Annotated in this window: 18 protein-coding genes; all 18 read right to left on the bottom strand. The window is 47.3% G+C overall.

Annotation, left to right across the window (positions count from 1 at the left end; all coding sequences use genetic code 11):
• Positions 1 to 23: 23 nt before the first annotated feature.
• Positions 24 to 365 (bottom strand): YlxM family DNA-binding protein, encoded by a 342-nt coding sequence (ylxM, locus tag H7198_RS01435; RefSeq protein WP_274458026.1) that lies wholly within the window; start codon positions 363 to 365, stop codon positions 24 to 26.
• The gene (gene ftsY / locus H7198_RS01430; RefSeq protein ID WP_274458025.1) at positions 365 to 1,765 is read right to left on the bottom strand and encodes a signal recognition particle-docking protein FtsY; all 1,401 of its coding nucleotides are present in this window, start codon (positions 1,763 to 1,765) and stop codon (positions 365 to 367) included. Before ftsY ends, ylxM begins: the two co-directional genes overlap by 1 nt.
• A 12-nt stretch (positions 1,766 to 1,777) precedes the next feature.
• Entirely contained in the window at positions 1,778 to 5,335 is a 3,558-nt protein-coding gene (gene smc / locus H7198_RS01425) for a chromosome segregation protein SMC (protein ID WP_274458023.1), read from the bottom strand.
• A 15-nt stretch (positions 5,336 to 5,350) separates the two neighbouring features.
• Positions 5,351 to 6,031, bottom strand: a complete 681-nt coding sequence (rnc, locus tag H7198_RS01420; protein ID WP_441316737.1) for a ribonuclease III — start codon at positions 6,029 to 6,031, stop codon at positions 5,351 to 5,353.
• Positions 6,032 to 6,167: 136 nt separating this feature from the next.
• On the bottom strand, positions 6,168 to 7,538 hold the full coding sequence (gene glmM, locus H7198_RS01415) for a phosphoglucosamine mutase (protein ID WP_274458021.1): 1,371 nt from the start codon (positions 7,536 to 7,538) through the stop codon (positions 6,168 to 6,170).
• 44 nt (positions 7,539 to 7,582) lie between these two features.
• Entirely contained in the window at positions 7,583 to 8,593 is a 1,011-nt protein-coding gene (locus H7198_RS01410) for a CdaR family protein (protein WP_274458020.1), read from the bottom strand.
• Complete coding sequence (cdaA, locus tag H7198_RS01405) at positions 8,590 to 9,414, bottom strand: diadenylate cyclase CdaA (protein ID WP_274458019.1); 825 nt, start codon at positions 9,412 to 9,414, stop codon at positions 8,590 to 8,592. Before cdaA ends, H7198_RS01410 begins: the two co-directional genes overlap by 4 nt.
• 3 nt (positions 9,415 to 9,417) lie before the next feature.
• Positions 9,418 to 11,511 (bottom strand): cation:proton antiporter, encoded by a 2,094-nt coding sequence (locus H7198_RS01400; protein WP_274458018.1) that lies wholly within the window; start codon positions 11,509 to 11,511, stop codon positions 9,418 to 9,420.
• 3 nt (positions 11,512 to 11,514) lie between these two features.
• The gene (gene murB / locus H7198_RS01395) at positions 11,515 to 12,405 is read right to left on the bottom strand and encodes a UDP-N-acetylmuramate dehydrogenase (RefSeq protein WP_274458017.1); all 891 of its coding nucleotides are present in this window, start codon (positions 12,403 to 12,405) and stop codon (positions 11,515 to 11,517) included.
• Positions 12,406 to 12,506: 101 nt separating this feature from the next.
• Positions 12,507 to 12,995 (bottom strand): DUF1456 family protein, encoded by a 489-nt coding sequence (locus H7198_RS01390; protein WP_274458056.1) that lies wholly within the window; start codon positions 12,993 to 12,995, stop codon positions 12,507 to 12,509.
• 32 nt (positions 12,996 to 13,027) lie between these two features.
• On the bottom strand, positions 13,028 to 15,160 hold the full coding sequence (gene mutL / locus H7198_RS01385; protein WP_274458016.1) for a DNA mismatch repair endonuclease MutL: 2,133 nt from the start codon (positions 15,158 to 15,160) through the stop codon (positions 13,028 to 13,030).
• A complete protein-coding gene (mutS, locus tag H7198_RS01380; RefSeq protein WP_274458015.1) occupies positions 15,153 to 17,897 on the bottom strand; it encodes a DNA mismatch repair protein MutS in 2,745 nt (914 codons plus the stop codon). The genes mutL and mutS overlap by 8 nt, the downstream gene beginning before the upstream one ends.
• 48 nt (positions 17,898 to 17,945) lie before the next feature.
• Positions 17,946 to 19,157: a hypothetical protein gene (locus H7198_RS01375; RefSeq protein ID WP_274458013.1), complete on the bottom strand. Its 1,212-nt coding sequence runs from the start codon at positions 19,155 to 19,157 to the stop codon at positions 17,946 to 17,948.
• Positions 19,158 to 19,167: 10 nt separating this feature from the next.
• Positions 19,168 to 20,559: a 23S rRNA (uracil(1939)-C(5))-methyltransferase RlmD gene (rlmD, locus tag H7198_RS01370; RefSeq protein ID WP_274458012.1), complete on the bottom strand. Its 1,392-nt coding sequence runs from the start codon at positions 20,557 to 20,559 to the stop codon at positions 19,168 to 19,170.
• Between the two features lie 65 nt (positions 20,560 to 20,624).
• A complete protein-coding gene (locus tag H7198_RS01365) occupies positions 20,625 to 21,695 on the bottom strand; it encodes a diacylglycerol kinase family lipid kinase (RefSeq protein WP_274458054.1) in 1,071 nt (356 codons plus the stop codon).
• A 137-nt stretch (positions 21,696 to 21,832) separates the two neighbouring features.
• Positions 21,833 to 23,284: an Asp-tRNA(Asn)/Glu-tRNA(Gln) amidotransferase subunit GatB gene (gatB, locus tag H7198_RS01360; RefSeq protein ID WP_274458011.1), complete on the bottom strand. Its 1,452-nt coding sequence runs from the start codon at positions 23,282 to 23,284 to the stop codon at positions 21,833 to 21,835.
• A 12-nt stretch (positions 23,285 to 23,296) separates the two neighbouring features.
• Complete coding sequence (gene gatA / locus H7198_RS01355) at positions 23,297 to 24,763, bottom strand: Asp-tRNA(Asn)/Glu-tRNA(Gln) amidotransferase subunit GatA (protein ID WP_274458010.1); 1,467 nt, start codon at positions 24,761 to 24,763, stop codon at positions 23,297 to 23,299.
• Positions 24,763 to 25,071: an Asp-tRNA(Asn)/Glu-tRNA(Gln) amidotransferase subunit GatC gene (gatC, locus tag H7198_RS01350; protein ID WP_091501311.1), complete on the bottom strand. Its 309-nt coding sequence runs from the start codon at positions 25,069 to 25,071 to the stop codon at positions 24,763 to 24,765. Before gatC ends, gatA begins: the two co-directional genes overlap by 1 nt.
• Positions 25,072 to 25,124 lie beyond the last annotated feature (53 nt).

Genomic DNA, 25,124 nt, shown 5'->3' with positions numbered 1-25,124 from the left:
GTCAAACCCAGTTGCCCCCTTCTTTAATTGATTTCTTGATTAACCATTTGGCTAATTAATTCTTTTAATTTCTGGTCCTGCTCATAGTGTGCACCAACGTAGGCTAGAAGATTCTCCTCCAATGCCTGTCGTTTCAGTGAATCCTGGTAGAGTGACAACACTTCTTCGTAATGGTCCAGGGCCTCACAACCCTTTTTCAAGTTATCCGAAACCGCCTGACGAGAAACCTGCTCCTCTTCGGCAATTTCGATGATTGAAAAGTCGTCCTCGCAGTAGTACTGCAAGTAAGCCCGCTGCTTCTTAGCCAGTAGATCCCCGTAAAAGGCAAGCAGGCCGTTCACTTTGTTCTTCTGCTCAATATCCATTAGCCTTGTACCAAGTCTTTAAAGAGTCCGTAAACAAAGTCTTCGGCGGAAAAGACACGTAAATCAGAAGCCTTTTCCCCAAAGCCAATCCACTTCACAGGAAGGTGGAGTTGGTCACGGATGGCAAAGACGATACCACCCTTGGCGGTTCCGTCCATCTTGGTCAAAACCAATCCAGTAACTTCAGATGAATCCTTGAATAACTTAGCCTGCTGTAAGGCATTTTGCCCAGTCGTGGCATCCAGCACCAAAAGCACTTCTTGCGGTGCATCTGGTAGGACTTTCTTAATCACACGGTTCATCTTCGCCAACTCTTGCATCAAGTTCACGTTGTTTTGCAAACGACCGGCCGTATCAACAAATAACACATCGACCTGTTCGTTCTTAGCACGTTCGACGGCTTGATAGACAACAGATGATGGATCCGCCTTTTCAGGGCCTGAGACAACCGGCACATCAGCACGATTACCCCATTCTTGTAACTGCTTAACCGCTCCAGCACGGAAGGTATCGGCAGCTGCCAACATAATCGACTTTCCTTCGTCCTTATAACGCTGGGCCATCTTTCCAACGGTTGTCGTCTTACCAACACCGTTGACACCAACAAAGAGAATGACCGTTGGCTGACCAGCAGGTGCAAAATGCATGCTCTGGTCTTCTTCCTTCCCCTGTTCTTCGTAGGATTCAACCATCAAACGGATAATTAAGTCACGAATGGCTCCCTTATCCTTGATGTTTTCAAGTTTGACTTCTTCACGAACCTTGTTTGAAATACTAATGGCCAAATCAAAGCCCAAGTCGGCCCCAATCAAGGTGTCTTCTAAATCTTCAAAGAAATCTTCATCAACCGAACGGAAGTTAGCCAAGAAACGGTTGAAACGGTCCGCAAATCCCTTACGAGATTGCGTCAAGCCCTTTTCGTAAACGGCTTGTTCGTTCTCTTCTTCGAGCTTTGATTCCTCTTCCTCAACGTTATCGTCAGATTCTTCATCAGCCTGATCAGAAACTTCTTCCAAGTCAGCTACTGACAATTCGGCCGCACGATCTTCTTCGTCCTCTGCAACTGATTCATCTGCTTTTTCAGATGAGTCTTCTACAGCAGCAACAGGAGCTTCTTGTTCAACTGATTCTGCATCTAATGCCGTTGATTTTTCAATCTTTTCTTCCGTTGCATCCACTGCTTCTAAGACAGTTTTCTCATCGGAATCTTCTTCATCTTCCTGTTCGTCTGAAACAACTGGGGCAGAATCATCTTCCGTCTGCTCCTCGGCTTCTTCAACAGCTTCAACCTGTTCAGATTCTTCAGACTCATGTTGAACAGATTCTTCTTTTTTGTCCTCTTCCGGTTGAACGACCGGTTCTTCCTGCTTCTTCTTTTTAAAGATATCAAAAAGTCCCATGTGTTCCCTCCTTTAAGCGAGTTTCTCTTCAGCTTGTTCTAGGTTAACGGCGACCATCTTCGAGACACCGGCCTCTTGCATAGTGACACCATACAAAACAGTTGCGGCAACCATTGTTCCCTTACGATGCGTAATGGTAATAAACTGTGTGCTACCACCAAAGTTCTTTAGATAAGCAGCAAAACGATCAACATTGGCTTCATCCAAGGCCGCTTCCGCTTCATCCAAAACAGCAAACGGCACTGGCCGAACCTGCAAAATGGCAAAAAGTAGTGAAATCGCTGTCAAAGCCTTTTCCCCACCAGATAGCAAGGACATCTGCTGGAACTTCTTGCCAGGGGGCTGAGCCTTAATATCAATTCCAGTGGTGAGCAAGTGCTCGGGATCCGTCAACTCAATTTGAGCCTGGCCCCCGGCAAACATCTTCGTAAAGACATCCTTAAAGTGCTCGGCCACTTGGTCAAAGGTTTCCTTAAAGCGCACTTTCACCTCTTGGTCCATCTCATCAATGGTGGCTTGCAAAGTCGCCTTCGCCTGCTCCAAATCGCTGGCCTGTTGAGTCAAGAAAGTGTGACGTTCCTTAATTTCTTCGTACTCTTGGATGGCTGCAATGTTAACTGGGCCTAAGGAATCCAAGGCTCGCTTAATCTGCGCCAAAGTCTTATCAATTTCACCGTCATCCAGTTCAGACTCTTTAACATCATCTTGACTTTGAACAGTCAAACCATAGGTCTGCTGCAAAGTTGAAACCTGCTTACCCAACTTTTCCTGCATGGTTTGCAAACTATGGGCAGCGTTTGATTCATCCATCAAGAGTTGGTTCACCGTTTCTTGTTGAACAGATAGTTGTTCTTCCAACTCACTGACTTTTTGTGTCAGCTTCTGGAAGCGGTCTGCCAAAGTCTTTGACTGGTCATCGGCGGCTTGAAGGGCTTCTTCTAAGCCAGCCAGCTGTTCAGCCAAGGCCGGACCATTTGCAGCCTGTTCCAAACGTTCCTTAATTTCAGACTGGCGTGTCATCAACTCGTTTGTTTGACTCTGCAATTCAGCCAACAAGGCCTGCAAGCGTTCCTTATCGGCTTGCGCCGCTTCACGCTTAGCCGAAATCTTGGCCATTTCAGCCTGGAAGTTGGCTTTTTCTTCCTGATAGCCGGCCTGTTCTTCTTCCACCTGGCTTAACTTCTCAGTTAGGTCAGCGGTCGTCGCTTCAGCCTGGGCTTGGGCACTTTCCTTTTCTAGCAGTGCCTGCTTGGATTGCGAAAGTTCCGCCTGACTATCTTCTTCATCAGCCTTCAAATCGGCCAAATCAAGGGTCAAAGTTTGCACCTTGGTTTCTACTTGTGCCAAAGCATCCTTCAAAGCAGTCAACTGATAGTCAACCTGCTGACCCTGGTTTTCAAAGTCGTAGTAGGAAGCCGAAAGCTCCTGCACTTTATCAGAAAGCTGGTTCACACGGGCCTGTTCTTGATTACGTAAAGCAACCAACTTTTCAACTCGGGCCTTTTGTTCAGCCAAAGCATCCGTCTTCGCCTTTAACTCAACCTGTCGTGACAAAACAGATGGACCCTGACGGTGGTTAGCACCTCCGGTAATCGATCCACCAGCGTTCACCAACTGACCATCAAGAGAAACCACACGCAAGCGGTTCTGAACAGCACGAGCGACACGGGTCGCCGCATCCAAGTCTTGAACAACCAAAGTCGTTCCCAATAAATTGGTCAGGATGTTTTCCATTCCCTTTGGCATGGTGACCAAATCAGAAGCAATGCCAATGAAGCCCTGTTCCTGTTCGGCACGGTAGACATCGCGGGCCGTACGGGAACGAATACTATCTTCAGGAAGAAGGGTGACACGTCCCTTTCGGTTCTTAGTCAAATATTGAACAATGCTCTTAGCAGTCTTAGTTGAATCCACAACCACATTCTGCAAGGCACCACCTAAGACCGTTTCCACAGCCTTGGTGTACTGCTGAGGTACCTCCACCAATTCAGCCACAACTCCCCGAATACCTGGGAAGTTGCGCTTAACGGCCGGTGCCATCAAATTTTTAACACCCTGATAAAAACCAGCGTACTCATCCAGAGATGATTCTGCCTGGTAAACTGATTGCGCCTTATCCAAATCATAGGAGGCCTTCTGCCAGTCCTGCTGGGCCGCCTGATAGGACTGCTTAGCCTGGTTCAACTGATTTTTAGCCTCATCCAACTGCGCAAGGTAAGGGTTCTCCCCTGCCTGCTGGTCTGGGTGTTCCTTTTGATAGTCCGCCAAGTTCTTTTGAGCAACTGCCAATGCTTCTTCAGCAGCCTTCAACAGCTCCTGCTTACGAGCCTTTTGCTCCTGGTTTTGCGCCAAGGCCTTCTCTTCAAAAGTCACCTTGTTGTGGTAGGTTGCCAAATCCTGCATAACCGCCACGTAAGCCTGCCGGTTACTTTCCAAATCAGCCTTGATTCGGTCAACCTGTTGTTGGCCGTGGTTAGCTTCAATCTGTTGAATCGTTTTCTTTAATTCAGCTTCCTTTGTTGAGAGCAAACTTGCCTGCTCATCCACTTCGGCTAACTGCGAAGCGGCCTGTTCACCCTGAGTGGTCAAAGTCGCTTGCTGCTTCACCAAGGTTTCCGACTCACGCTGTAAGGAGTCAGCCTCCTGAGAAGCCAATTTCTGGTTCCCAATCATCTGCTCACGCTGCTGCGTTTTAGTCAGAATGTCCTGTGACAACTGGTCTTTTGCCTCTTGAACGGAAGCTAATTCAGCACGAGTGCTAGCAAGTAACTCCTTGTGAGCAGCTAAGGCAGTCTGCTTTTCTGAGACATCCTGCTTCTTTTCGTCTAAAGTCTTGCCCTGGGCAACGACTTTACCTTGCAAAGAAAGGATGGAACGGGTCAAGCGGACCTGGTCCAACTGCTCGTAGCGTTCCCGCTTTTCCAAGTATTCTTTGGCACTCTCGGCCTGCTTTTCAAGCGGTGTCAAACGACCTTCCACTTCATGAACGATATCCGCCACACGGGCGAGGTTATCGTCAGTCACAGCTAGGTCCTTTTCGGCCTGAGTTTTGTTCTGCTTGTACTTGTAAACACCAGCAACTTCTTCGATGATACCGCGCCGTTCTTCCGGCTTAGCAGAGAAAATCTTTTCAACCTGCCCCTGGGAGATGATGGAGAAACCATCGCGGCCCAATCCAGTATCCATGAAGAGCTCATGAATATCCTTCAAACGGCAGTCAGCCCCATTCATTTGGTAAGAAGATTCACCTGAACGATAGAGTCGTCGGGTAATTCGCAATTCAGAGAAATCGGACTGAATGTAGTGATCTGAATTATCAAAAGTAATCGAAACTTCCGCACGGTTTAAGGCTTTACGGTCTTTTGTTCCAGCAAAAATAACGTCCGCCATTTTGTTACCGCGCAAGTCCTTTGCAGACTGCTCGCCCATCACCCAGCGGATTGCTTCAATAATATTTGATTTACCAGAACCATTTGGCCCGACAATTCCCGTCATCCCCTTCTGAAAGTCAATGACGGTTTTATTGGCAAAAGATTTAAAGCCAATAATCTCCAGCGTTTTTAGTTTCATACTTCTCTACTCAATTTATTCAGATAGATCAACCAATGCTTGTTGTGCGGCTGCCTTTTCAGCATCCTTGATTGATGAACCAAAGCCATAGGCTAAGATACGGCCGTTCAAAGCAACGGATACCTTAAAGACTTGGCTGTTGTCCTCATTACGTTCTTCATCTTCAATGTTGTAGGTAATATCAACCGTTCCCTTGGCCTGCAATTTTTCTTGCAAACGGGACTTGAAGTCAATAAATTGGTCGAAGAAATGCTCGTCAATGGCAGCAAAGACTGTTTGATTTAATAGCTTTACCACGGCTTCTTGACCTTGATCTAAGAATAAGGCACCAATGAAGGCTTCCCAGATATCCTCTAATAGTGAAGGACGGTGGCGAGCACCGTTCATCTCTTCCCCCTTACCCAAACGAATGGCTTCGTTCAAGTGGATAACTTGAGAAAAGTGTGCGAAGGACTTGGTTTGAACCATTGTGATTCGCATTTCAGTAAGTTGACCTTCGTCCCAGTCAGGATAACGCTTGAAAAGGTACTCTGTTACCGATGCCTGCATAATGGCATCCCCTAAGAACTCGAGACGTTGGTAGTCCCGGCCCTTTTCCTTTGGATGCTCGTTTAGGTAGTTTCGTTGTGTCAACGCTTCCTTTAACAGGTCCACGTTGTCAAAGTTGACATGGTAATTCTTACTTAGATAGTCTATGAATTCTTCTGGTGACACTTTGTCTTCCTCTCATGTTTCAATTAGTTACTATTATACCAGATTTACCGGTATTTTCTTGGCCAGACTGACACGAAAAAACCAAGAAAACGAGACTCGCTTTCTTGGTTTAAATCCATTATTCAGCTGTAATTTCTTTTACAGTTTCAACTAGTTGGGCGACATAACCATCCACTAGTTCAGGTGTCTTAGCTTCCGCCATAACACGAATCAAGGCTTCCGTTCCTGAAGGGCGCACAAGGACACGACCGTCCCCTGCCATTTGCTTTTCAACAGCGGCAATTTTTTCCTTCAAAACAGGGTTATCCATGATTGCCTTCTTATCAGCAACCGGCACGTTCACCAACTTCTGTGGGTAAATCGTCACTGGTTCTGCCAATTCTTGCAAAGTCTGGCCAGAATCCTTCATGACCTGCAAGAGTTGCAAGGCTGTCAAAAGGCCGTCACCAGTCTTGGCCCAGTCACGGAAAATAATGTGTCCGGACTGTTCCCCACCCAAGTTGTCATCGTCTTCGACCATCTTTTCCATAACGTAACGATCACCGACTTGTGTTTTAACAGAGGAAATACCGGCTGCTTCCAAGGCCTTGTAGAAGCCGATGTTTGACATCACCGTTGACACAACAGTCTGGTGCTTCAAACGGCCCTGGTCATTCAAAGCCTTGGCAGTGATATACATGATTTTATCACCATCGACAATGTTTCCCTCGGCATCAACGGCAATCAAACGGTCACCGTCGCCATCAAAGGCCAAACCAGCGTCAAATTCACCATTTTGAACCATTTGAACAAGGGCTTCGGGATGTGTTGACCCAACATGGTCGTTGATGTTCAAACCGTCGGGTTCAGTTCCCATCGTTTCAAAGTCAATGCCAAGATCAGCAAACAAACGTGGCAACAAATCAGATGTGGCACCGTTAGCCCCATCCAAAGCAATCCGGAAACCAGCCAAATCAGCAGGAACCGTCTTTTGCAAGAAGGCCAAGTACTTCTGAGCACCCTCTTGATAGTGAGAAACCACACCCAATCCTTCGGCTGAAGGACGTGGCAATTGGTCACCATCTTCTCCATCCAAAATAGCTTCGATTTCGCCCTCTAATTCATCAGAAAGCTTAAAACCATCTTGGCCAAAGAACTTGATTCCGTTGTCCTTAGCAGGATTGTGTGAAGCAGTAATTTGGATACCAGCGTCAGCCTCCAAGGCTTCAACTAGGTAGGCAACGGCTGGAGTTGTAATCACACCCAAGTTCAAGACATCAACACCCACTGAAAGGAGTCCTGAAATCAAGGCTTCTTGTAACATCTCGGATGAAATACGTGTGTCTTGACCAACAACAACAACTGGCTTCTTGTCGGGATTATCGTTATGACGAGTGAGAATAGCTCCCCCTGCTCGACCAAGTGAGAGGGCCAATTCAGGCGTTAAACCTTGATTGGCCACCCCTCGGACCCCGTCTGTTCCAAAATATTTTAACTGTGATTCTGTCATTGTTTTATCTCCAAATATGTTTCACTGTCAGCCATTAAAAAGTCTTAGTTGCTGCTAGAACTTGAGCTTGCGCTACTTGAGCTGGCACTCGAACTATTATTCGTTGATTTCGGTGTAATGGTTACCGAGACTTTTTGGTCAGACAGTTGATCAACACCGGATGGTTTATCTAGCGTAATACTTTTTGTCGTTTTACTTGTGATATTTGATAAATCTAAGCTCACAGGCAGTGTATCGATGCTATTAAGTGTATCACTTGAACCGTAGATTGTCACTGTTGACGGATCAAAGGAGATATCATAAGCACTCAGTGAGCCAGAGCTAGCTTGAGCTGCTAATTGCACCTTTTTGCTTGACTGAGCCTTTGTTAACGTCAACTTGACGTTCGCCTTTGTCTGAGATAAGGTCACTTGAACAGCGTTTCCATCCTTGTCGTAGGCCGTCAATTTGGCAGCTTCCGATACATTGGATTTCGTGTTCTTATCTAAGTCAACATCGGCCCCAACGTATGAAACGGCATCGACGTTTGTCTTTGGTCCTGAAACAGTCACAGAGTTCACGTCTGTGCTTTCATCCGTTACCGAGTAACCAGAAGCAATTTTGCTATCATCGTACTGAACCTTAACATTTTTCTTAGCAGAAGACTTTTCAGCCAGGGTAACCGTCACCGTTTGAGGTGAAGCATTCGCTGATAGTGATGAGTTGACGCCTGACAAAGCCACGTTAACCGTATGCTGTCCAGCGCCCAAACCGCGCAAATCAGCGGAAGCAGCAATATCGTTATGGTTCTTTGCTGCAGTAACCAAGGCAGATGAACCTTGAACGTTAACTGAAACCGTTGAAGCACCGCCAACGATAACATAGTCATCTGAATCATACTGGAAAGTCAAAGGAACCGTGAGGGTTGCTTTTTTTTCTGGAATTAATGACGAATAACTATTCGAATTTGTTGAATTCGAGTAGTTCTTAACTGAAAGAACATAGGCTGCTAACAGAATAGCCATTAGCAAGGAGAAAATAATGTTAATGATTTTTGATGAACCTAATTTTTTCATGACTTCCTCCCTTTCGTTAAGAATTGGAGCCAAGCAAATCGGCGTGGCTTTTCAACCGGTTCAACCCACTGCTTTTCAAAGAAGTTCATGTAAGACTTCTGATCCATGTTACGAAGCAGGTCACCACGTTGCGTGATTGAAACCTCTCCAGTTTCTTCTGAAACAACAACCGTAACAGCATCCGTTGCTTCCGAAATACCAACGGCGGCACGGTGACGGGTTCCCAATTCTTTGGGAATACGAGTTGACTCAGATAGTGGCAAGTAAGCGGCGGCCACGGCAATCTGATCATCGTTAATAATCACCGCACCATCGTGCAATGGTGTGTTTGGAATAAAGATGTTAATCAAAAGCTGACCGGTCACGGTCGCATTCAATGGAATCCCCGTCTTGATATATTCATCAAGGGAATCTTTCCCATTAATTGTAATCAAGGCCCCAATACGGCGCTTGGACATGTACTGTAAAGCCATGTCTAATCCGCGAATCAATTCACGGGCCTGTTCGTTATCCAGGTGCTGCTTACGAACCGTAATCCGGCGGCCCAGACTTTCCAGTCCCCTTCGAATCTCCTGCTGGAAGACAACTACCAAGGCAATTGGCGCCCAGGTAATAATCTGATCCATCAACCATGAAAGCACTACCAGGCCGAGTGACCAGGCAATGACTTTGACCAGAACAATAGCACCAACTCCAAATAAAATCTGGAGGGCACGCGTTCCTTCAACAAATGTAATGACCTTGTACAACAAGAACCAAATGATCAAAATATCTGCCACGTGGGCCAGGTTGCTTGAGGTCATGTACGCCCAAATTCCCATTTTTTACTCCTCGTTACGGCCGACCAAAGCTCGGGTCTCCGCATAGTTAATATACTGTCTTAAATTAATACTTGTCTGCCTTGTAATCCGCTTTTGGTCGTAGAGCTGTTGAACCATGTCGCGTTCGGCTGACAGAGCCTTTAATTCTAATTCCAAGCGCTTGCGGTCATCCTCTTCCTGCTGGTCAAAGGATGGCACGTGCTTGGTCATTTCGATTTGATAACGGTAGATAACAATTAAGTTATAGGCCGTCTGTCGAATGATTCGGTGGGTTACTGTATCCCCCACCTGCCCGCTGACAAAATCAGACAGGGCCTTGATGGCCGCCTTAGCCATCTCCCGCTTGGCAATACCCGATTCCTCGTAGACGGTGTCAGATTCTTCATCTGACCACCAAATTCGGATATCAGCTAGCAAACGGCGGTAAAGCCATTTCAAACGCTTTGTCCAGACCAAATCGCGGTCCGAACCAAGGTCGGCTTCAAACTGATCCAAGCGCTTGGCTTGAACACCGTAAGTGACAGGCGAAATTGTTTCTTCGACCAACAACTGCTGCAATCGGTCCCGCTGTGCCTGCAAAGCCAGTTCCTGCAATTCCAGTTCCTTTTCGGCTGCAAAGTCCGACTGATCCTGATTATCATGCAGGCTATGGCGCAAGACACGGGCCGACTTTTGACGACGGGAAATCAATTCGTGGATAATCCGACGATTATCTTCCGTCTGCATCTCACGTAACTGCTGAATCCCCACACGGGTAATCCAAAGTCGCGCCCGCCGTTCCGACAAATCCGCCTTCGGACGCTCATCGCTATCGTTAACCGACGTCACCGATTCCGGCTGCGTGAAATCATGCTGGCTGGCTTCCTTTGTGACCAAGGGCAACATAATCGAGGCCATCACTAAGGATAGCACAACGACAACCGCAGCGATAAAAATCACCAGGTCGCGTCCAACAAAGGCAGCCCCTGTCGCCGTGACGGTTGGCACCGTCAAAACAGCAGCCATTGTGACCGCCCCACGAACACCAGTTAAACCAGATACGATAGCAGAACGGAAGGAAACAGCCGTCTGACGGTGGTGCCAGTGTTGTCCCAACTGAATGAAGTAGGCCCAAAGCACACGCAGAGCAAAGACGATGAACCAAACGGCAAAACCATATAGAAAGGCCTGCCAGTTAGCAATGGCCGTGTTCTTTAAGATGCTGTGCAAGGCGTTTGGTAAGGTAATTCCCAACAGAACGAAAATCAATCCGTTCAAAACGTAGACAATCACTTCCCAGGAATGCACGGAAACAATCGTCGCTTCAGCCGAGAGCAAGTTGGCCTTGCGGTCGGACAAAATCTTAGCGGCCACACCACCAGTTACCACGGCAATCAAGCCGGAGGCATGTACCCCTTCGGCCGCCCAGAAAATCATGAAGGGCATCAAAATCGTCAAAATCGTATAAAAGACGACATCCGCTAGACCAGCCTGAGACACCCAGTTACGGAACGTAATGATTCCCGCCCCAAGGACAATTCCAATGATAGTTCCAACGACCGTCATCCAGGCGAAGTTTAACAGGGCATCCCCTAGCACAAAGGTACCAGCCACCGTGGCCTTCACCGCGGTGTTAAAGGAAACCAAACCAGTTGCATCGTTAACCAGACTTTCACCAGTCACAACGTGTAACAGGTTTTCTGGCAACTTCACTCGCTTGGCAATCGCTTGTACGGCCACCGGATCGGTTGGCGACAGCACCGCGGCCAAAGCCAAAGCAACTGACAGAGGTAGCTGCGGAATCAGCCAGTGGATGGCGTAACCACCAAGAATGGTGGTCACTAAGACCAGCAAGATGGCATTCAGCAAAATTGGTGCTCGTAACTCCCAAAGCTCTCGCTTGGGGAAGCGCCAGGAATCGTTAAACAGGATTGGTGCAACGAAAAGCATCATGAACCAGTGGGAATCGACTTCCACGTCGATGTGACCCATGGTTGCTAGCAAGACACCAATGGCAATTTGGAAAAGTGAGATGGGAATGGCCGGGACAAAGTGCGAGATGATGCTTGAAAGCGCCACCCCAGTCACTAAGACAACCATTAATTCAATCAAGGTCATGGATTAGCGGTCTCCTATAATACGAACTTCAGGTTCTAGTCGGACTTGGTAGTTCTTATAAACGGTTTGCTGAACCAGGTGAATCAGATCCTCGTAATCGTTTCCGGTACCATGGTCAACGTTGACCATGAAGCCGGCGTGCTTAGTTGATACCATGACACCACCGACCGCAGTTCCCTGCAATCCGGAATCCATGATTAACTTTCCAGCAAAATACCCTTCTGGCCGCTTAAAGACAGAACCGTTTGACGGCCAAGAAAGAGGCTGCTTCAATGCGCGGGCGTAATTATTTGCGTCCATTTTGGCTTGAATTTTTTGTCGATTTCCTTTCTTCAACTTAAATGTCGCTTGGACAATAACTCCACCGTTATCTTGGAAAACAGAATGACGGTAGGCAAAGGCTAATTGCTCCCGTGTAAAAGTCTTCAAAGACAAATCTGGCATTAAGGCGGTTACTGATTCTGCCACCATGTCGGTCTGGCCCCCGTAGGCACCAGCGTTCATGAAGACAGCGCCACCAACGGAACCAGGAATTCCAGCCGCCCATTCAAGGCCAGCTAATCCCTTATCCTGTGCGATGGCAGATAACCAGATAATGTCACAACCGGCATCAGCGGTTAGTAACTCACCTTCTTGTTGGACTGACTTTAGTTCGGTCATAATAATGACCAAACCACGCAATCCACCAGAACGAACAACCAAGTTGGAAAGACGCCCAAAGACGTGAACCGGTAGCTCTCGTTCTTCAGCCCATGCTAGCAAATCTTTTAATTCGTCCAGGGACTTTGGAATCGCCAAATAATCAGCTTTACCCCCAGCCTGTGTATAGGCGTAAGGTGCAATCACTGTGTCTTTTAAAAGCTTTGGTTCAGTCTTTGACATCATGTTCTCCATTTGTGTTCTATCTCTTCTATCATAACAAATTTACCATTTATATATGAAAAAAGACGACCAAAATTGGCCGTCAAAATCAAAGAATTGTCATAACTAGCACTTTAACCGCGGTACTTCTTGCTCATCCCAGCCAAAAGCTTACGAACGTAGCGATCACCCGCTTCACGGTAGTTACGATGATCTGGTCGACGAAGAATAGCTGAAAGTTCACCATTTGAAATGCTGTCCCCTGCTAACTTCATCAACTCTTGGATGTCATCTGAAGTATAGCCCATGGCAATCTTAATCTTCTTGATGGTTACGTTGTTCACCAACTTGGCGTTTTTGATGTCAAAAGTTGCTGGGACAATATTACCGTCTTTATCCTTACGATGACCGCGCTTATCAATCATCAATCCGTTCAAAAAGGCTTCTAAATCATGGTTTGAAAGCGTTGCATCGTGCTGGGCTTCCTTATCCTGACGAGTCAAGATGCGGTCCAAGTCACTGTCAGTGACTTTCACGCCACCAAGGTTAAAGATGGCTTCAATTTGCTTGTTGGTCAACGACAACGCATAACGCAATCGAATCACAACGTCGTTGTTGTTCATCATCTGGATTCTCTCCTTATTTCCCAGCTCTTTTAGAAAGGGTGGGTATCGTAATTCTGCCAAGACTCGTGTGAATCCTGAATACGCTTAAACATTCGTTCCATTTCAGTCAACGTAAAGGCCGTTAACACTGGACGGCCATGCGGACAGTTATAGGGATTTTCAGCCTTAGCCAAATCCTTTAGCAACTGTCGCGCCTGCTCATCCGATAGGTGCCAGTTGGCCTTAATCGCCCGCTTACATGACATCATGATGGCCGCTTTCTCACGGAATGCAGCCACCGTTAGCTTTTCACCAGACAAAGTCCAATCAATCATTTCCTTGACTGTTTCGGCTAACTGGTCGGCCTTCATCCAGGTTGGGTGCTCGTACAAAGCAACCGTGTTCGGACCAAACTCTTCGACCGATAAACCAACCTCAGCCAGCATCTCTTTGTGGTCCATAATCTTCAACACATCGGCCGTCGAATAGGTCAAAGTCAATGGTTGCAAGAGCACCTGCTGGTTGTCCGACACTTCCCCCACCTGTTTGCGATAGAACTCATAGTTCAACCGTTCCTGGGCGGCGTGCTGATCAATCAAGTAAAGTTTGTCCTTGTCCTGGGCAAAGAGGAAGGTCCCGTGCATCTGCCCTATGTAATCCAAGTTTGGGAAACCCTGTGGGTTATCAGTAGCGTTCTGTTCGTCCACGTCCAAATCGACGTTTTCAACTTTGACTTTTTTAGTAGGCGCTGGTGCATCTGAAACTAGCAGTTCTTCATGCGCTGGCTGATGAAACAAATCAACGTTTTCCGCCTCATAGGTCGCCGTCGGTTCGGCTACCCGGTCAGCGGACTCAAAGAACTCGTCCACCTCTTCGCTAACAACCGCGTTCTTCTTAGAAGGCGCAGGTCCAAATGGTTCGCAGAACCCTTCAGCTTCATAACGTTTCGTAAAGACCAAGACCGCCGCATCGTTCAAGAAGGCCTTATCGGTTAACTGAATCACGCGTTTTTCATCAACTACAATGGCTGGCAAAGTCGCCAACTTAACCGACCGTTCAGCCGGATTCAAGAAAGTCCCAGCAGTCGTCACGGCCGCTTCCGCCTTCTCTACCTTTTTCTCGACAGGGGCCATCCCCGGATGAACCAATTCATCGGTTTCTTGCCCCAAGTTCTCCAGGGCGTCGGGAATCAGGTTCTCCTTAGCCAAACGCTGGGCAATCACCCGTGTCAGCAAGTCCGTCAGTTCGCCCTGCTCCGAGAGTCGAATCTCGGCCTTTTGAGGGTGAACGTTCACATCCACCAAGAGTGGGTCTAATTCAATGGAAACCGCCCCAATCGGAAAACGGCCAACCATCAACTTGGAACCATAGCCCTTAATAATGGCGTTCGACACCGAAAAATTCTTAACAAAACGGTGGTTGACCAGAACGGCTAAGTAAGAACGCGAGGCTCGGGTTTGTTCCGGCAGCGTCAAATAGCCGGACACCTTAAAATGTTCGGACTGGCCCGAGAAATCAACCATTTTCTCGGCTGTCTTTCGATCATAAATCGAGGCTAGGACCTGGCGCGAATCACCGTTTCCGGCCGTCTTCACCAAAGTCTTCCCGTTATGAGTTAGCGTCAAGGCCTTTTCCGGATGAGCCAGAGCCAAGTGGTTGACCACATCGACAATCAATGATAATTCCGTCTGTGGTTTCTTCAAATACTTCAGCCGTGCAGGTGTGTTGTAGAAAAGATTGCGAACGGACACAATCGTTCCAAAACGTCCGGCAGCCGGTGTTTGCTGAACAACCTGGCCACCCTTGACCTGGTAGGTAAAGCCATGGCTGGCATCCTTAGTCCGTGTCTGTAAAGTGACATCGGCAACAGATGCAATTGATGGCAGGGCTTCACCTCGGAAGCCCAGGGTCATGACTTTGAACAAATCATGACGGTTTTCAATCTTAGAGGTGGCATGACGAACGAAGGCCAGTGGGACCTGGTCCGCTTCAATTCCATCCCCGTTATCAATGACCTTAATCATGTCCAGACCGGCATTATCAACGACAACGTCGACCTGGGTCGCACTGGCATCAATGGCGTTTTCCACCAGTTCTTTGACGACCGAAGCTGGTCGCTCAATCACCTCACCAGCCGCAATCTGATTGGCAATTAAATCCGATAGTTCGTGAATCTTAGCCATCGTTCTCCCCCATCTCCTGCAATTGATAGAGCAGGTTCAAGGCGTCCAATGGCGTCAACTTGTTTAAATTCGTTTCTTGCAATCGCTTCAAAACGGAGGCCTGTTCATCGCTCAGTGTCTTACCTTCTGGCTTTGCCTCGGCAATTTCAAAGAGTGGTACTTCTTCTGCCAGACGGTTTTCTTGGGCAAAGTCGCTCGCTCCGCTAACAGCAAAATCATCTGCAGGTGCAGCCGTTGCCACAGCCCCATCCTGCTTACCTTCCGCCGCCCGCTTAACGGTTTCTTCTACCTCAACCTGTCCGGCACCCTCGCGCTCCAAAGTTGCTAAAATGCTCTCGGCATTTTGCAAGAGTGAGCCTGGCAAGCCAGCCAAAGCGGCAACTTGGATACCGTAAGAACGGTCCGCCGCCCCTGGCTGTACCTGGTGCAAGAAGTGCAAGCGACCGTCATCGGTCAACTTAGCGCCAACGTGCACGTTTTCAATAGCTGAATAGGCCTCTGACAAAGCCGTCAACTCGTGATAGTGCGTAGCAAAGACGGTCGTGGCGTGTAGGTGCTTAGCCAAGAATTCAATGATGGCCTGTGCTAGCGCCATTCCATCGTAGGTCGCCGTTCCACGTCCTAACTCATCAAAGAGAATTAGGGACTGGGCCGTCGCGTTTTGCAAGGCCAGATTAGCTTCAGCCATCTCAACCATGAAGGTTGAACGACCGGCGACCAAATCATCGTTGGCCCCAATTCGGGTAAAGATTTGGTCAAAAATTGGTAATTCAGCCGCATCAGCTGGCACAAATGATCCCAACTGCGCCAAAATCACGATGATGGCAATCTGACGCATGTAGGTTGACTTTCCAGCCATGTTCGGACCAGTCACCAATTGGATGAACTTGTCCTGTGGGAAAGTCACGTCATTTGCCACGTATTCCCCAGCTGGCAAGAGTGATTCCACCACTGGATGACGTCCTTGCGTGATATTCACTGCACGGGAGCCATCCCCATGAAAAGTCGGGCGTGTAAAATGCAAGTTTTCCGCCACATCGGCCAAAGCAGCCAAAACATCAATGGTTGCCAAATCATGAGCCAAATGCTGCAAACGATGCATCTCAGCCTTGACCTGACGACGAATCTCCAAGAAGAGCTCATACTCACGGTCGTAACGCTTTGTTTGAGCCGCGAAAATCAGGTCCTCGTGCTCCTTCAACTCAGCCGTCGTGAAACGTTCAGCGTTTGTCAAAGTCTGCTTACGGGTATAGCGACCCTCTTCCAACTTCGACAAGTTGGCCTTTGTCACTTCAATAAAGTAGCCAAAGTTCTTGTTGTATTTAACCTTCAGAGTTGGAATACCAGTGGCCTGGCGCTCCTCTTCCTGATAGTTTGCCAACCAATCCTGGTTATCCGTTAAAGCCTGCTTGTAGGAATCAACTAGGTCGTCATAACCTTCCTTGATCAATTCGCCATCACGAACGGATACGGGCGGATCTTCCACCAAGGCTGCTTCAATCAAATCAGCTAAATCAGAAACGGGGTCCAAATCATTCCCCAGTGTTTGTAGAATTGGGTCGGCTGAGGTTCCAGTCAAAGCCCCCTGCAAAGCAGGTACGGCCTGCAAGGACTTCTTCAACTGGACCATATCCTTAGCATTCAAAGTTCCCAGAGCGGCCTTAGCAGCCAAACGTTCCAAATCATAGACGTACTTCAACTGGTCCTGAACGGTTCCACGGGTGAAGAAGTCCTCCTTAAAGGCAGCTACAACATCCTGTCGAGCCTTGATATCCTTTAAGTTCTTCAATGGCTTAATCAACCACTGCTTGAGCAAACGTCCTCCCATGGCCGTCTTGGTTTCATCCAAGAGAGCAAAAAGAGAACCCGCCTTCTGCTTGGTCCGGGCGTTCTGCACCAAGTCCAAGTTAACACGGGTGACCTGGTTGAAGACCAAATAGGCCTGTCGTTCATAGGCCTGAACCGGCATGATGTGGTCCAAGGAACGCTTCTGCGTATCAAAGAGGTACTGCAAGAGCAGTCCCGTCACAGCCTGACCCAAATTATCCTTCAACCCCTTGGTCAAATAAGTAATGGTCGAAGAGGCTTCCGCTTCTCCCTGGAAGGAAACGACCAAGCCCTTTTCACCAACTAACTGGGCAACGTCGCCAGCCTGCAGATCGTCCTGCTTAGCCAAAACGACTTCCTTAACTTCCAAGGCGCCCAATTCGTCCATGACTTCTTCAGCAGACTCTAGAAAAGTCGCTTTCAGCTCCCCGGTCGACAAATCAATGTAGGCCAGCGCATAGGGACGAGGTACCTCCCCCTTCTTCGCAGGATGAATCCCAGCGTTATCATGCACAACGGCAGCCAAAAAGTTGTTGGTCTTCCCATCGCCGTGTTGACCACCTAACTTCGTTCCTGGCGTAATCAACTGCACAACGTCACGCTTAACCATCCCCTTGGCCGTGGCAGGGTCTTCCATCTGTTCAACGATGGCGACTTTATAACCCGCATCGACCAAAATATCAATATAGTTAGAGGCCGCATGGTAAGGAATCCCGGCCATTGGCACTGGGTTCTCAGAATTCTTGTTCCGGGCTGTCAGCGTCAGCTCAAGAATCTTTGCTCCCTTAATGGCATCGTCTTCAAAAAGTTCATAGAAGTCCCCAAGACGGTAGAACAAGAAGGCATCAGGATAGAGATCTTTAATCTTATGGTACTGCACCATCATTGGTGTGTCGGTTGCTTTGGCCATAGCGGTCCCTCCTTTATAGGTCAAAAATATATGTACGAGCTAATAAAATTAGCTCTTAGGGTAGTCCCAAAATTCGCGGTGAGAAAAAGGAAACATAATATCCATTGCTGTGAATAATGAATCGAAATCTTCGTGAGGCTTAGTTAAATATTCTGGATCACAATATGGGAATGGTTCTTTCTCTTTTACTACAAATAAAAACAACAAGTCTTCTCGGTTATCCTGGTTCATTGAATCATAACCAGCTTCCATGTTTTTATCTACGTATACATGTTCCCGGTACGTATTACTATATTTTGAAAATGTCATCATAGTATCATCAATCTGCTGAACACCAAATCCTAATTTGAATTGGCCGGCATCAAAGTAAGCAGATTGAAAATATTCATCACTCTCGCATGTGTCAAAAAGTATTTCCTTATGGTCATAATGTGAACACAATTTTAACTCATCAAATGCGTACTTATAAGGCAGAATCGGTTTAAATAACCATGCACGTTTAATATTTAGTGGATAGCTATATATTTTGTCTTGATTAAGCAACCACTGAGTTTCTTTCGTCACATCAATTAAGTCGGAATCTATTTTCTTACCATCTCGTTCCATCCAAAACTTGATGGGTCCTATATGAATGTCCTTACCACTTTTTTCAGAATTTGAAAAAGTCATATCATCTAGATGAACACTAGCTTGCTCTCTTATGTCATCATGCACATCACGCATTACTTCAAAAGATTGCTTGAGGGCCACATCAAATCCACGTGAAGCAACTTGTTGATCATAATTTGTTTTCGACTCAGTACTAATTTGAAAGTACAACCAATTATTATTGTGAAGAGTAATGTCCGAGTATTCAGCTCGAAACTTTTCTACGTTAACCTTAGCTGATTTACTAATCCTAGGTGGTTTATTATATGGAAAGCTCTCTGACCAATGAAATAAATCATAAATAGCTAGTCCAAACATTGTCTGACCAACGTTAAAGACACCACCATCGCAAAACTCAGAATCAGCTTCTTTCACATATTCAAAATCACCAACAACCCGGTCCGTTCGAAGCTCTAATGATTTAAACTTCGTCGTATCCGAAATATTAGGGCGAATCACGTACTCATGTTTTACAGTATGATTTTCGACTTTCCAACGTAGATTTTCAAACCCAGAACAGTCATAAACCTCAAAATCAATCCGCTTCCCATCCATCATCATCCAAAAGGTAACATCGTTGACCTTCAGTTGATTTTGAATCGACTTTTCCATTCTGATACCTTTACTTCGCCCGCACCAACTTCACGACCGCTTCCACGTGCATCGTCTGTGGGAACTGATCAACCGGTTGTACACGGCCATCCACTTCATAGCCCTGTTCCAACAGGTCCTTGACGTCACGTGCCAAAGTAGCTGGGTTACATGAAACATAGACCAAACGGTCGGGCTTCATGACACCAACAGCTTCGATGAAGTCATGGGTAAGGCCCTTACGGGGAGGATCAACGAAGACGACGTCCGCCGTCTTTCCTTCGCTAGCCCACTTATGCATCTGTTCAGGCGCATCGGCTACAACGAAGTCCGCATTCCAAATGCCGTTCAACTTGGCATTTTTCTTGGCATCTTCGATGGCTGGTTCAACCACTTCAACACCCAAGACTTTTTTAACATGGTCAGCAACCGTCAAAGCGATTGTTCCGATACCACAGTAGGCATCGATAACCGTATCCGTTGGCTTCAAATCGGCCATGTCCTTGGCCAATGAATACAACTTAGCCGTTGTCACAGGGTTCACCTGGTAGAAGGAATTAGGACCAATCAAGTAGGCCTTACCAAGCAACTGGTCTTCGATTTCAGGGTGACCCCAAATCAAGTGGTTTTCCTGGCCCATGATGACGTTGGTCTTGGCCTTGTTCACGTTTTGAACGAGGGAAACCATCTTTGGCAAGCGCTCACGCAAAGCAGTCATGACTGCTTCCTTTTGTGGGAAACGTTCCTTGGCAGTGACAATAACCACCATCAACTGACCAGTGGCCTTACCGTAACGGGCCATCACGTGACGAACGAGTCCCTTACCAGTCTCTTCATCATAGGCAGTCACACCCAATTCCTGCAAAACGTCACGAGTAGCACGAATGGCTTCGTCCACGTTTTCATCCTGAATGTAGAAAGAATCCGTTGGAATCAACTTGTGGGAACCGCGGCGGTAGAAACCAGTTTCCAAACGGCCGTTGACCATCTGAGCTGGAATCTGGGCCTTGTTACGGTAGTGCGTTGGGTCTTCCATCCCAATGGTTTGTGCTACCGAAACCTTTAACTGGGCCTTTTTGAAGAGCTCGCGTACCTGACGCTGCTTCCAAGCCAACTGTGCTGGATAAGAGAGGTTAGCCATTGGGGCAATGCCAGTCGTCAAAGCTAACTTGTCCTTTAATTCAACACGGTCTGGTGATGGCTTCACCATCTTTTGAATACGGGCAAAGCCGTAGTTCTTCAAGACCTTGGTAACCGTCAAAATCACCTCTTCACCAGGCAGCGCGTTAGCTACAAAGAGTGGATAACCCTCCACCTTTGCCACACCCATCCCCTGGTAGGTCAAATCAATGATGCTTGCTTCCACCTGGTCGTTTTTAGCAACCGGCGCCTTTTGTTTAATTACTCGATTGGCTTTAGCCATTTTAATCCCCTATAATTCTTGCTTTAACGCAAAATCGGCCATACCAAACGGTACAGCCAGATTGCTTACTTATCAGCCTCTTTAGCTGGCGTATCCGCAAGGTCTTCATGACCCCCGGTTTCTTCTAACTTCTCAACTTGCTCAACGAACTGTTCTTGAACCTTGGTCGTTGTTTCGTCCTTCACATCGCTCGCCACATTGGCCACAAACTCGATGTGTTGCATCAAGTTGTCAAAAGTCATTGGTGCATCACCACCATATTCCCCATCTAAGTTGACCTTGATTGGGTCACCGTTCAACGGCTGAATATCGACCTTTGACGTCTTCTTGTAAATCAATTGAGGGTTATTGACGTGGGCGCCACCCTTCAACACTTGGGCCGCCAACTGGGCGATTTGCCACATGTTCGACTTTTTTACGATGAGCAAAGTAAACTTCCCATCATCCAACTTGGCATCGGGCACAATCGTTTCAAATCCGGCAACTGAGTTCGTTAGAGCCAAGAAGACCATTGAGATGTCTCCTTCATACTCACCGTCATCATAGGTTACCTTCCCTGAAAAAGGCTTCAAATGAGTTAATAATTCGGCCCCTTTAACCAAGTAGGCCAAGTAACCATAAAGTGACTTCAAAGAAGATGGCACCGCATAGGTCAACTCTGACAAAGTGCCAAGGGCCGCAATGTTCATGAAGTAATGAACAGGTTGCTTAACAGCTTCCCCACCATCAGTGGCAGGTTGGTAAGCTTGAATCTCACCGATATCCATCTTAATGGTTTGCTTGTTCAAAATTGCCTTAGCCGCTTCCAAAGGATCATCACGTGAAATCTTCAAAGCACGGGCGTAATCGTTGGTCGTTCCCGCAGGAATAATGGCCATCATTGGGCGTTTCTCAAGCGGTGCAATCCCGTTAACAACCTCGTTAATGGTGCCATCCCCTCCGGCAGCCACAATCAAATCAAATCCGTCTTTTGCTGCACGGGTTGCTTCGTTTTGTGCTGATAATGGAGCAGGTGTTGTTGCAAAAGTCGAGGTCTCATACCCTGCTTCTTCGTATACGTTTAGAATATCAAGCATGTCCCGCTTGACCATCTCACGTCCTGAGCTAGGGTTATAAATAATTCGTGCACGTTTCATCTTCACAATCGGAGCCAATTCGACCGGAGTTGACTCTTCCTCCTAAATTTCTATGTACGCGGGGGACAACCCCCGTTTTAAAAGGTATTTTTCAACAAACGACTCGATTTCATCGCTTCATTCGTTAGCAACCTTTTTTATCGCTTATTCAACTCTTCTAAGAGCAACTTGTTCAAGACACCTGGGTTAGCCTGTCCCTTTGACTTCTTCATCAATTGTCCAATCAAGAAGCCAGTAGCACGATCTTTTCCACCCTTAAAGTCTTCAATAGACTGTGAGTTAGCGTCCAAGACTTCGGTAATCCATGGCAACAAAGTGGCTGGGTCAGAAATCTGTACCAAGCCCTTTGCCTTAGCGTAGGCTTCAGGTTCTTCACCTTCCATGATGGCCTCAAAGACCTTCTTGGCCTGCTTGGTTGAGATAGTACCGTCTTCAATCAACTTCACCATGCCGGCCAAGTGTTCAGGAGTCAACTTTGTCTCCTGCAACTCAACCTGGTTCTTGTTCATGTAGGCGTTCACATCACCAATCAAGTAGTTGGCTGCACGCTTAGCAGCAGCCTTTGAAGAAGCCCCTGCCTTAACCGTGTTGTCAAAGAAGTTTGACATGGCCAAAGTCTGTGTCAAAACTTCGGCATCGTATGGTTCCAAGCCAAGTTCGTCAACGTAATCCTTTTGACGGTCAGCCGCTGACTTTGGTAATTCAGCTGCTACTCGGTCAATCCAAGCTTGGTCAATGTGAATTGGTGACAAGTCTGGTTCTGGGAAGTAACGGTAATCATCGGCCGTTTCCTTCACACGCATCAAAACCGTTGACTTGGTTGGTTCATCGTAACGACGGGTTTCCTGACGAAGTTGACCACCAGAACGGATAATCTTTGCCTGACGCTTTTCTTCGTATTCCAAAGCGGCTTCAACGTAGCGGAATGATGACACGTTCTTCATTTCGACACGGGTACCAAACTTTGATGATCCGTGTGGGCGCAATGAAACGTTAACATCGGCACGCATCTGCCCTTCTTGCATCTTGGCTTCCGATACACCGGTAAAGAGAATCACGCGGCGCAATTGTTCCAAGTAAGCGTAGGCTTCTTCAGGTGAGTTCAACTCAGCCTTTGAAACGATTTCGACCAGTGGTGTTCCCTGACGGTTCAAATCGACGTATGAATAGCCGTCGGTTCCGTGGGTGTTCTTACCCGCATCTTCTTCGACGTGCAATTCTTCGATACCAATGCGCTTAACGTTACCATCAGGCATCTTCACGTCTAAGTAGCCGTTACGACCAATTGGCGTATGCAATTGAGTCGTCTGGTATGACTTAGGGTTATCAGGATAAACGTAGTTCTTACGGTCCCAACGAATATCTTCCGTAATGTCGGCGTGCAAGGCCATGGCAACACGCATCCCATAATCAATGGCACCCTTGTTGGCAACTGGCAAAACACCTGGGTAGGCCCAGTCAATCACGTTGGTGTTTTCGTTAGGTGAATCCCCATAGTGGACGGGGGATGGTGAGAGCAACTTTGACTTTGTTTGCATCTCAACGTGGACTTCGAGTCCAATTACTGTTTCAAAATTTTCATTTCCCATCAGCTGGCCCCCTTAGAAATCCTTACCAATTGCTGGCACGTTTTCAGCAAAGTGATTTTTTTGCTCAAAGGCGTAAGCCAACTGGTAAATTGTTTGTTCGTCGAAAGCCTTACCAATGATCTGCAAGCCAATTGGCAAACCAGCGTTAAAGCCGGCGTTCACTGACATGGCAGGCAATCCAGCCAAGTTCACAGGAATCGTCAAAACATCACCCATGTACATGGCCTTTGGATCATCAATTTCAGAACCAATCTTGTAGGCCTGAGTTGGTGTCGTAGGTGCGACAATCAAATCGTAGTCTTCAAAGACTTTGTTAAAGTCTTCGATGATCAAGGTACGAATTTGAGCGGCCTTACGGAAGAAGGCGTCGTAGGCACCGGCTGACAATGAGTAAGTTCCCAACATGATACGACGCTTCACTTCAGGACCAAATCCTTCAGAACGCGTCTTCTTGTAAACTTCTTCCAAAGTCTTGGCATCTGGTGCACGGAATCCGTAACGGATACCGTCATAACGCTGCAAGTTTGATGAAGCTTCAGATGACATCAATACGTAGTAAGCGGCAACACCGTACTGCGTGTGTGGCAAAGATACTTCAGATACTTCAGCACCCATTGCCTTCAATTCAGCAATGGCGGCGTTGACTTGCAACTTGACTTCGTCAGAAATACCTTCTTCGAAGTATTCCTTCGGAACGGCAACCTTCATACCTTCAATGGACTGACCCATCTTTTCAGTAAAGTCAGGAACAGCCACATCAGCAGAAGTAGAGTCACGCTCGTCGAAACCAGAAATGGCGTTCAAAACCAAAGCGTTATCCTTAACCGTGCGAGTCAAAGGACCGATTTGGTCCAATGATGACGCCATGGCAAAGAGTCCAAAACGAGATACTCGACCATAAGTTGGCTTCATACCAGCCAAACCGTTAAAGGCGGCTGGCTGACGAATTGAACCACCAGTATCAGAACCCAAAGCGTATGGCACTTGACCAGCCGCAACGGCTGCCGCAGAACCACCTGATGAGCCACCAGGTACGCGAGTCAAATCCCAGGCGTTCTTCGTCTTCTTGTAAGCAGAAGTTTCGGTAGAACCGCCCATGGCAAATTCATCCATGTTGGCCTTACCAACGATAACAGCACCGGCTGCCTTCAACTTCTTAGTAGCCGTGGCATCGTAAACGGGTTCAAAACCAGACAAAATCTTAGAAGCCCCAGTTGTTTCAAGGCCTTCCGTTGAGATGTTGTCCTTCATGGCCATTGGAATACCAGCCAAGATATTATCAAAGTTTCCTTCTTCGTCAGCAACACGTGCTGCTTCCAAAGCGGCATCTTCGTGCAAACGAACAAAGGCTTCCAATTCGCCGTCCGTTTGCTTGATGTTTTCTAAAGTATCCTTAGTCAACTGCGTAGCAGTTAATTCACCAGACTGCAAAGCTGCGTGGATATCTTCCAGTGAGTGTTCGAAGTAATTGTATGTCATTAGGCTTCTTCCCCTCCCGACAAGATGGCAGGAACCTTGATAAGGTCCGCTGCTTCTTCAGGCGCTTGCTTGAGCAAAGCCTTCTTTTCATGCCAGTTATCGGCCTTGTCTTCACGAAGATGGTTGACATTCTTCGTAACAGAAAACGTTGGTTCAACGCCTTCTGTGTCAACTTCGGCCATCTTACCAACAAGGGACACGATATCCTGCAATTGGTTCGTGTAGGCTTCTAGTTCAGCATCTGTAAAAGTCAACTTGGCCAAATCGGCCACGTGGGCGACTTCTTCTTTTGAAATTGATGTTGCCATGTATTCACCTGCATGGCACGCCACAAAGGCGATACCACGGCTTTCCTTTCTAG

The organism is Fructobacillus sp. CRL 2054 (assembly GCF_028764065.1).
Classification (GTDB): Bacteria; Bacillota; Bacilli; order Lactobacillales; family Lactobacillaceae; genus Fructobacillus.
This window is presented reverse-complemented; position numbering and strand designations above follow the sequence as displayed.

What these genes read in the sequence shown, in the direction of transcription:
- ylxM (WP_274458026.1), bottom strand. Translation starts at nt 365, where the DNA reads ATGGATATTGAGCAGAAGAACAAAGTGAACGGCCTGCTTGCCTTTTAC.
- ftsY (WP_274458025.1), bottom strand. Translation starts at nt 1,765, where the DNA reads ATGGGACTTTTTGATATCTTTAAAAAGAAGAAGCAGGAAGAACCGGTC.
- smc (WP_274458023.1), bottom strand. Translation starts at nt 5,335, where the DNA reads ATGAAACTAAAAACGCTGGAGATTATTGGCTTTAAATCTTTTGCCAAT.
- glmM (WP_274458021.1), bottom strand. Translation starts at nt 7,538, where the DNA reads ATGACAGAATCACAGTTAAAATATTTTGGAACAGACGGGGTCCGAGGG.
- H7198_RS01410 (WP_274458020.1), bottom strand. Translation starts at nt 8,593, where the DNA reads ATGAAAAAATTAGGTTCATCAAAAATCATTAACATTATTTTCTCCTTG.
- cdaA (WP_274458019.1), bottom strand. Translation starts at nt 9,414, where the DNA reads ATGGGAATTTGGGCGTACATGACCTCAAGCAACCTGGCCCACGTGGCA.
- H7198_RS01400 (WP_274458018.1), bottom strand. Translation starts at nt 11,511, where the DNA reads ATGACCTTGATTGAATTAATGGTTGTCTTAGTGACTGGGGTGGCGCTT.
- murB (WP_274458017.1), bottom strand. Translation starts at nt 12,405, where the DNA reads ATGGAGAACATGATGTCAAAGACTGAACCAAAGCTTTTAAAAGACACA.
- H7198_RS01390 (WP_274458056.1), bottom strand. Translation starts at nt 12,995, where the DNA reads ATGAACAACAACGACGTTGTGATTCGATTGCGTTATGCGTTGTCGTTG.
- mutL (WP_274458016.1), bottom strand. Translation starts at nt 15,160, where the DNA reads ATGGCTAAGATTCACGAACTATCGGATTTAATTGCCAATCAGATTGCG.
- mutS (WP_274458015.1), bottom strand. Translation starts at nt 17,897, where the DNA reads ATGGCCAAAGCAACCGACACACCAATGATGGTGCAGTACCATAAGATT.
- H7198_RS01375 (WP_274458013.1), bottom strand. Translation starts at nt 19,157, where the DNA reads ATGGAAAAGTCGATTCAAAATCAACTGAAGGTCAACGATGTTACCTTT.
- rlmD (WP_274458012.1), bottom strand. Translation starts at nt 20,559, where the DNA reads ATGGCTAAAGCCAATCGAGTAATTAAACAAAAGGCGCCGGTTGCTAAA.
- H7198_RS01365 (WP_274458054.1), bottom strand. Translation starts at nt 21,695, where the DNA reads ATGAAACGTGCACGAATTATTTATAACCCTAGCTCAGGACGTGAGATG.
- gatB (WP_274458011.1), bottom strand. Translation starts at nt 23,284, where the DNA reads ATGGGAAATGAAAATTTTGAAACAGTAATTGGACTCGAAGTCCACGTT.
- gatA (WP_274458010.1), bottom strand. Translation starts at nt 24,763, where the DNA reads ATGACATACAATTACTTCGAACACTCACTGGAAGATATCCACGCAGCT.
- gatC (WP_091501311.1), bottom strand. Translation starts at nt 25,071, where the DNA reads ATGGCAACATCAATTTCAAAAGAAGAAGTCGCCCACGTGGCCGATTTG.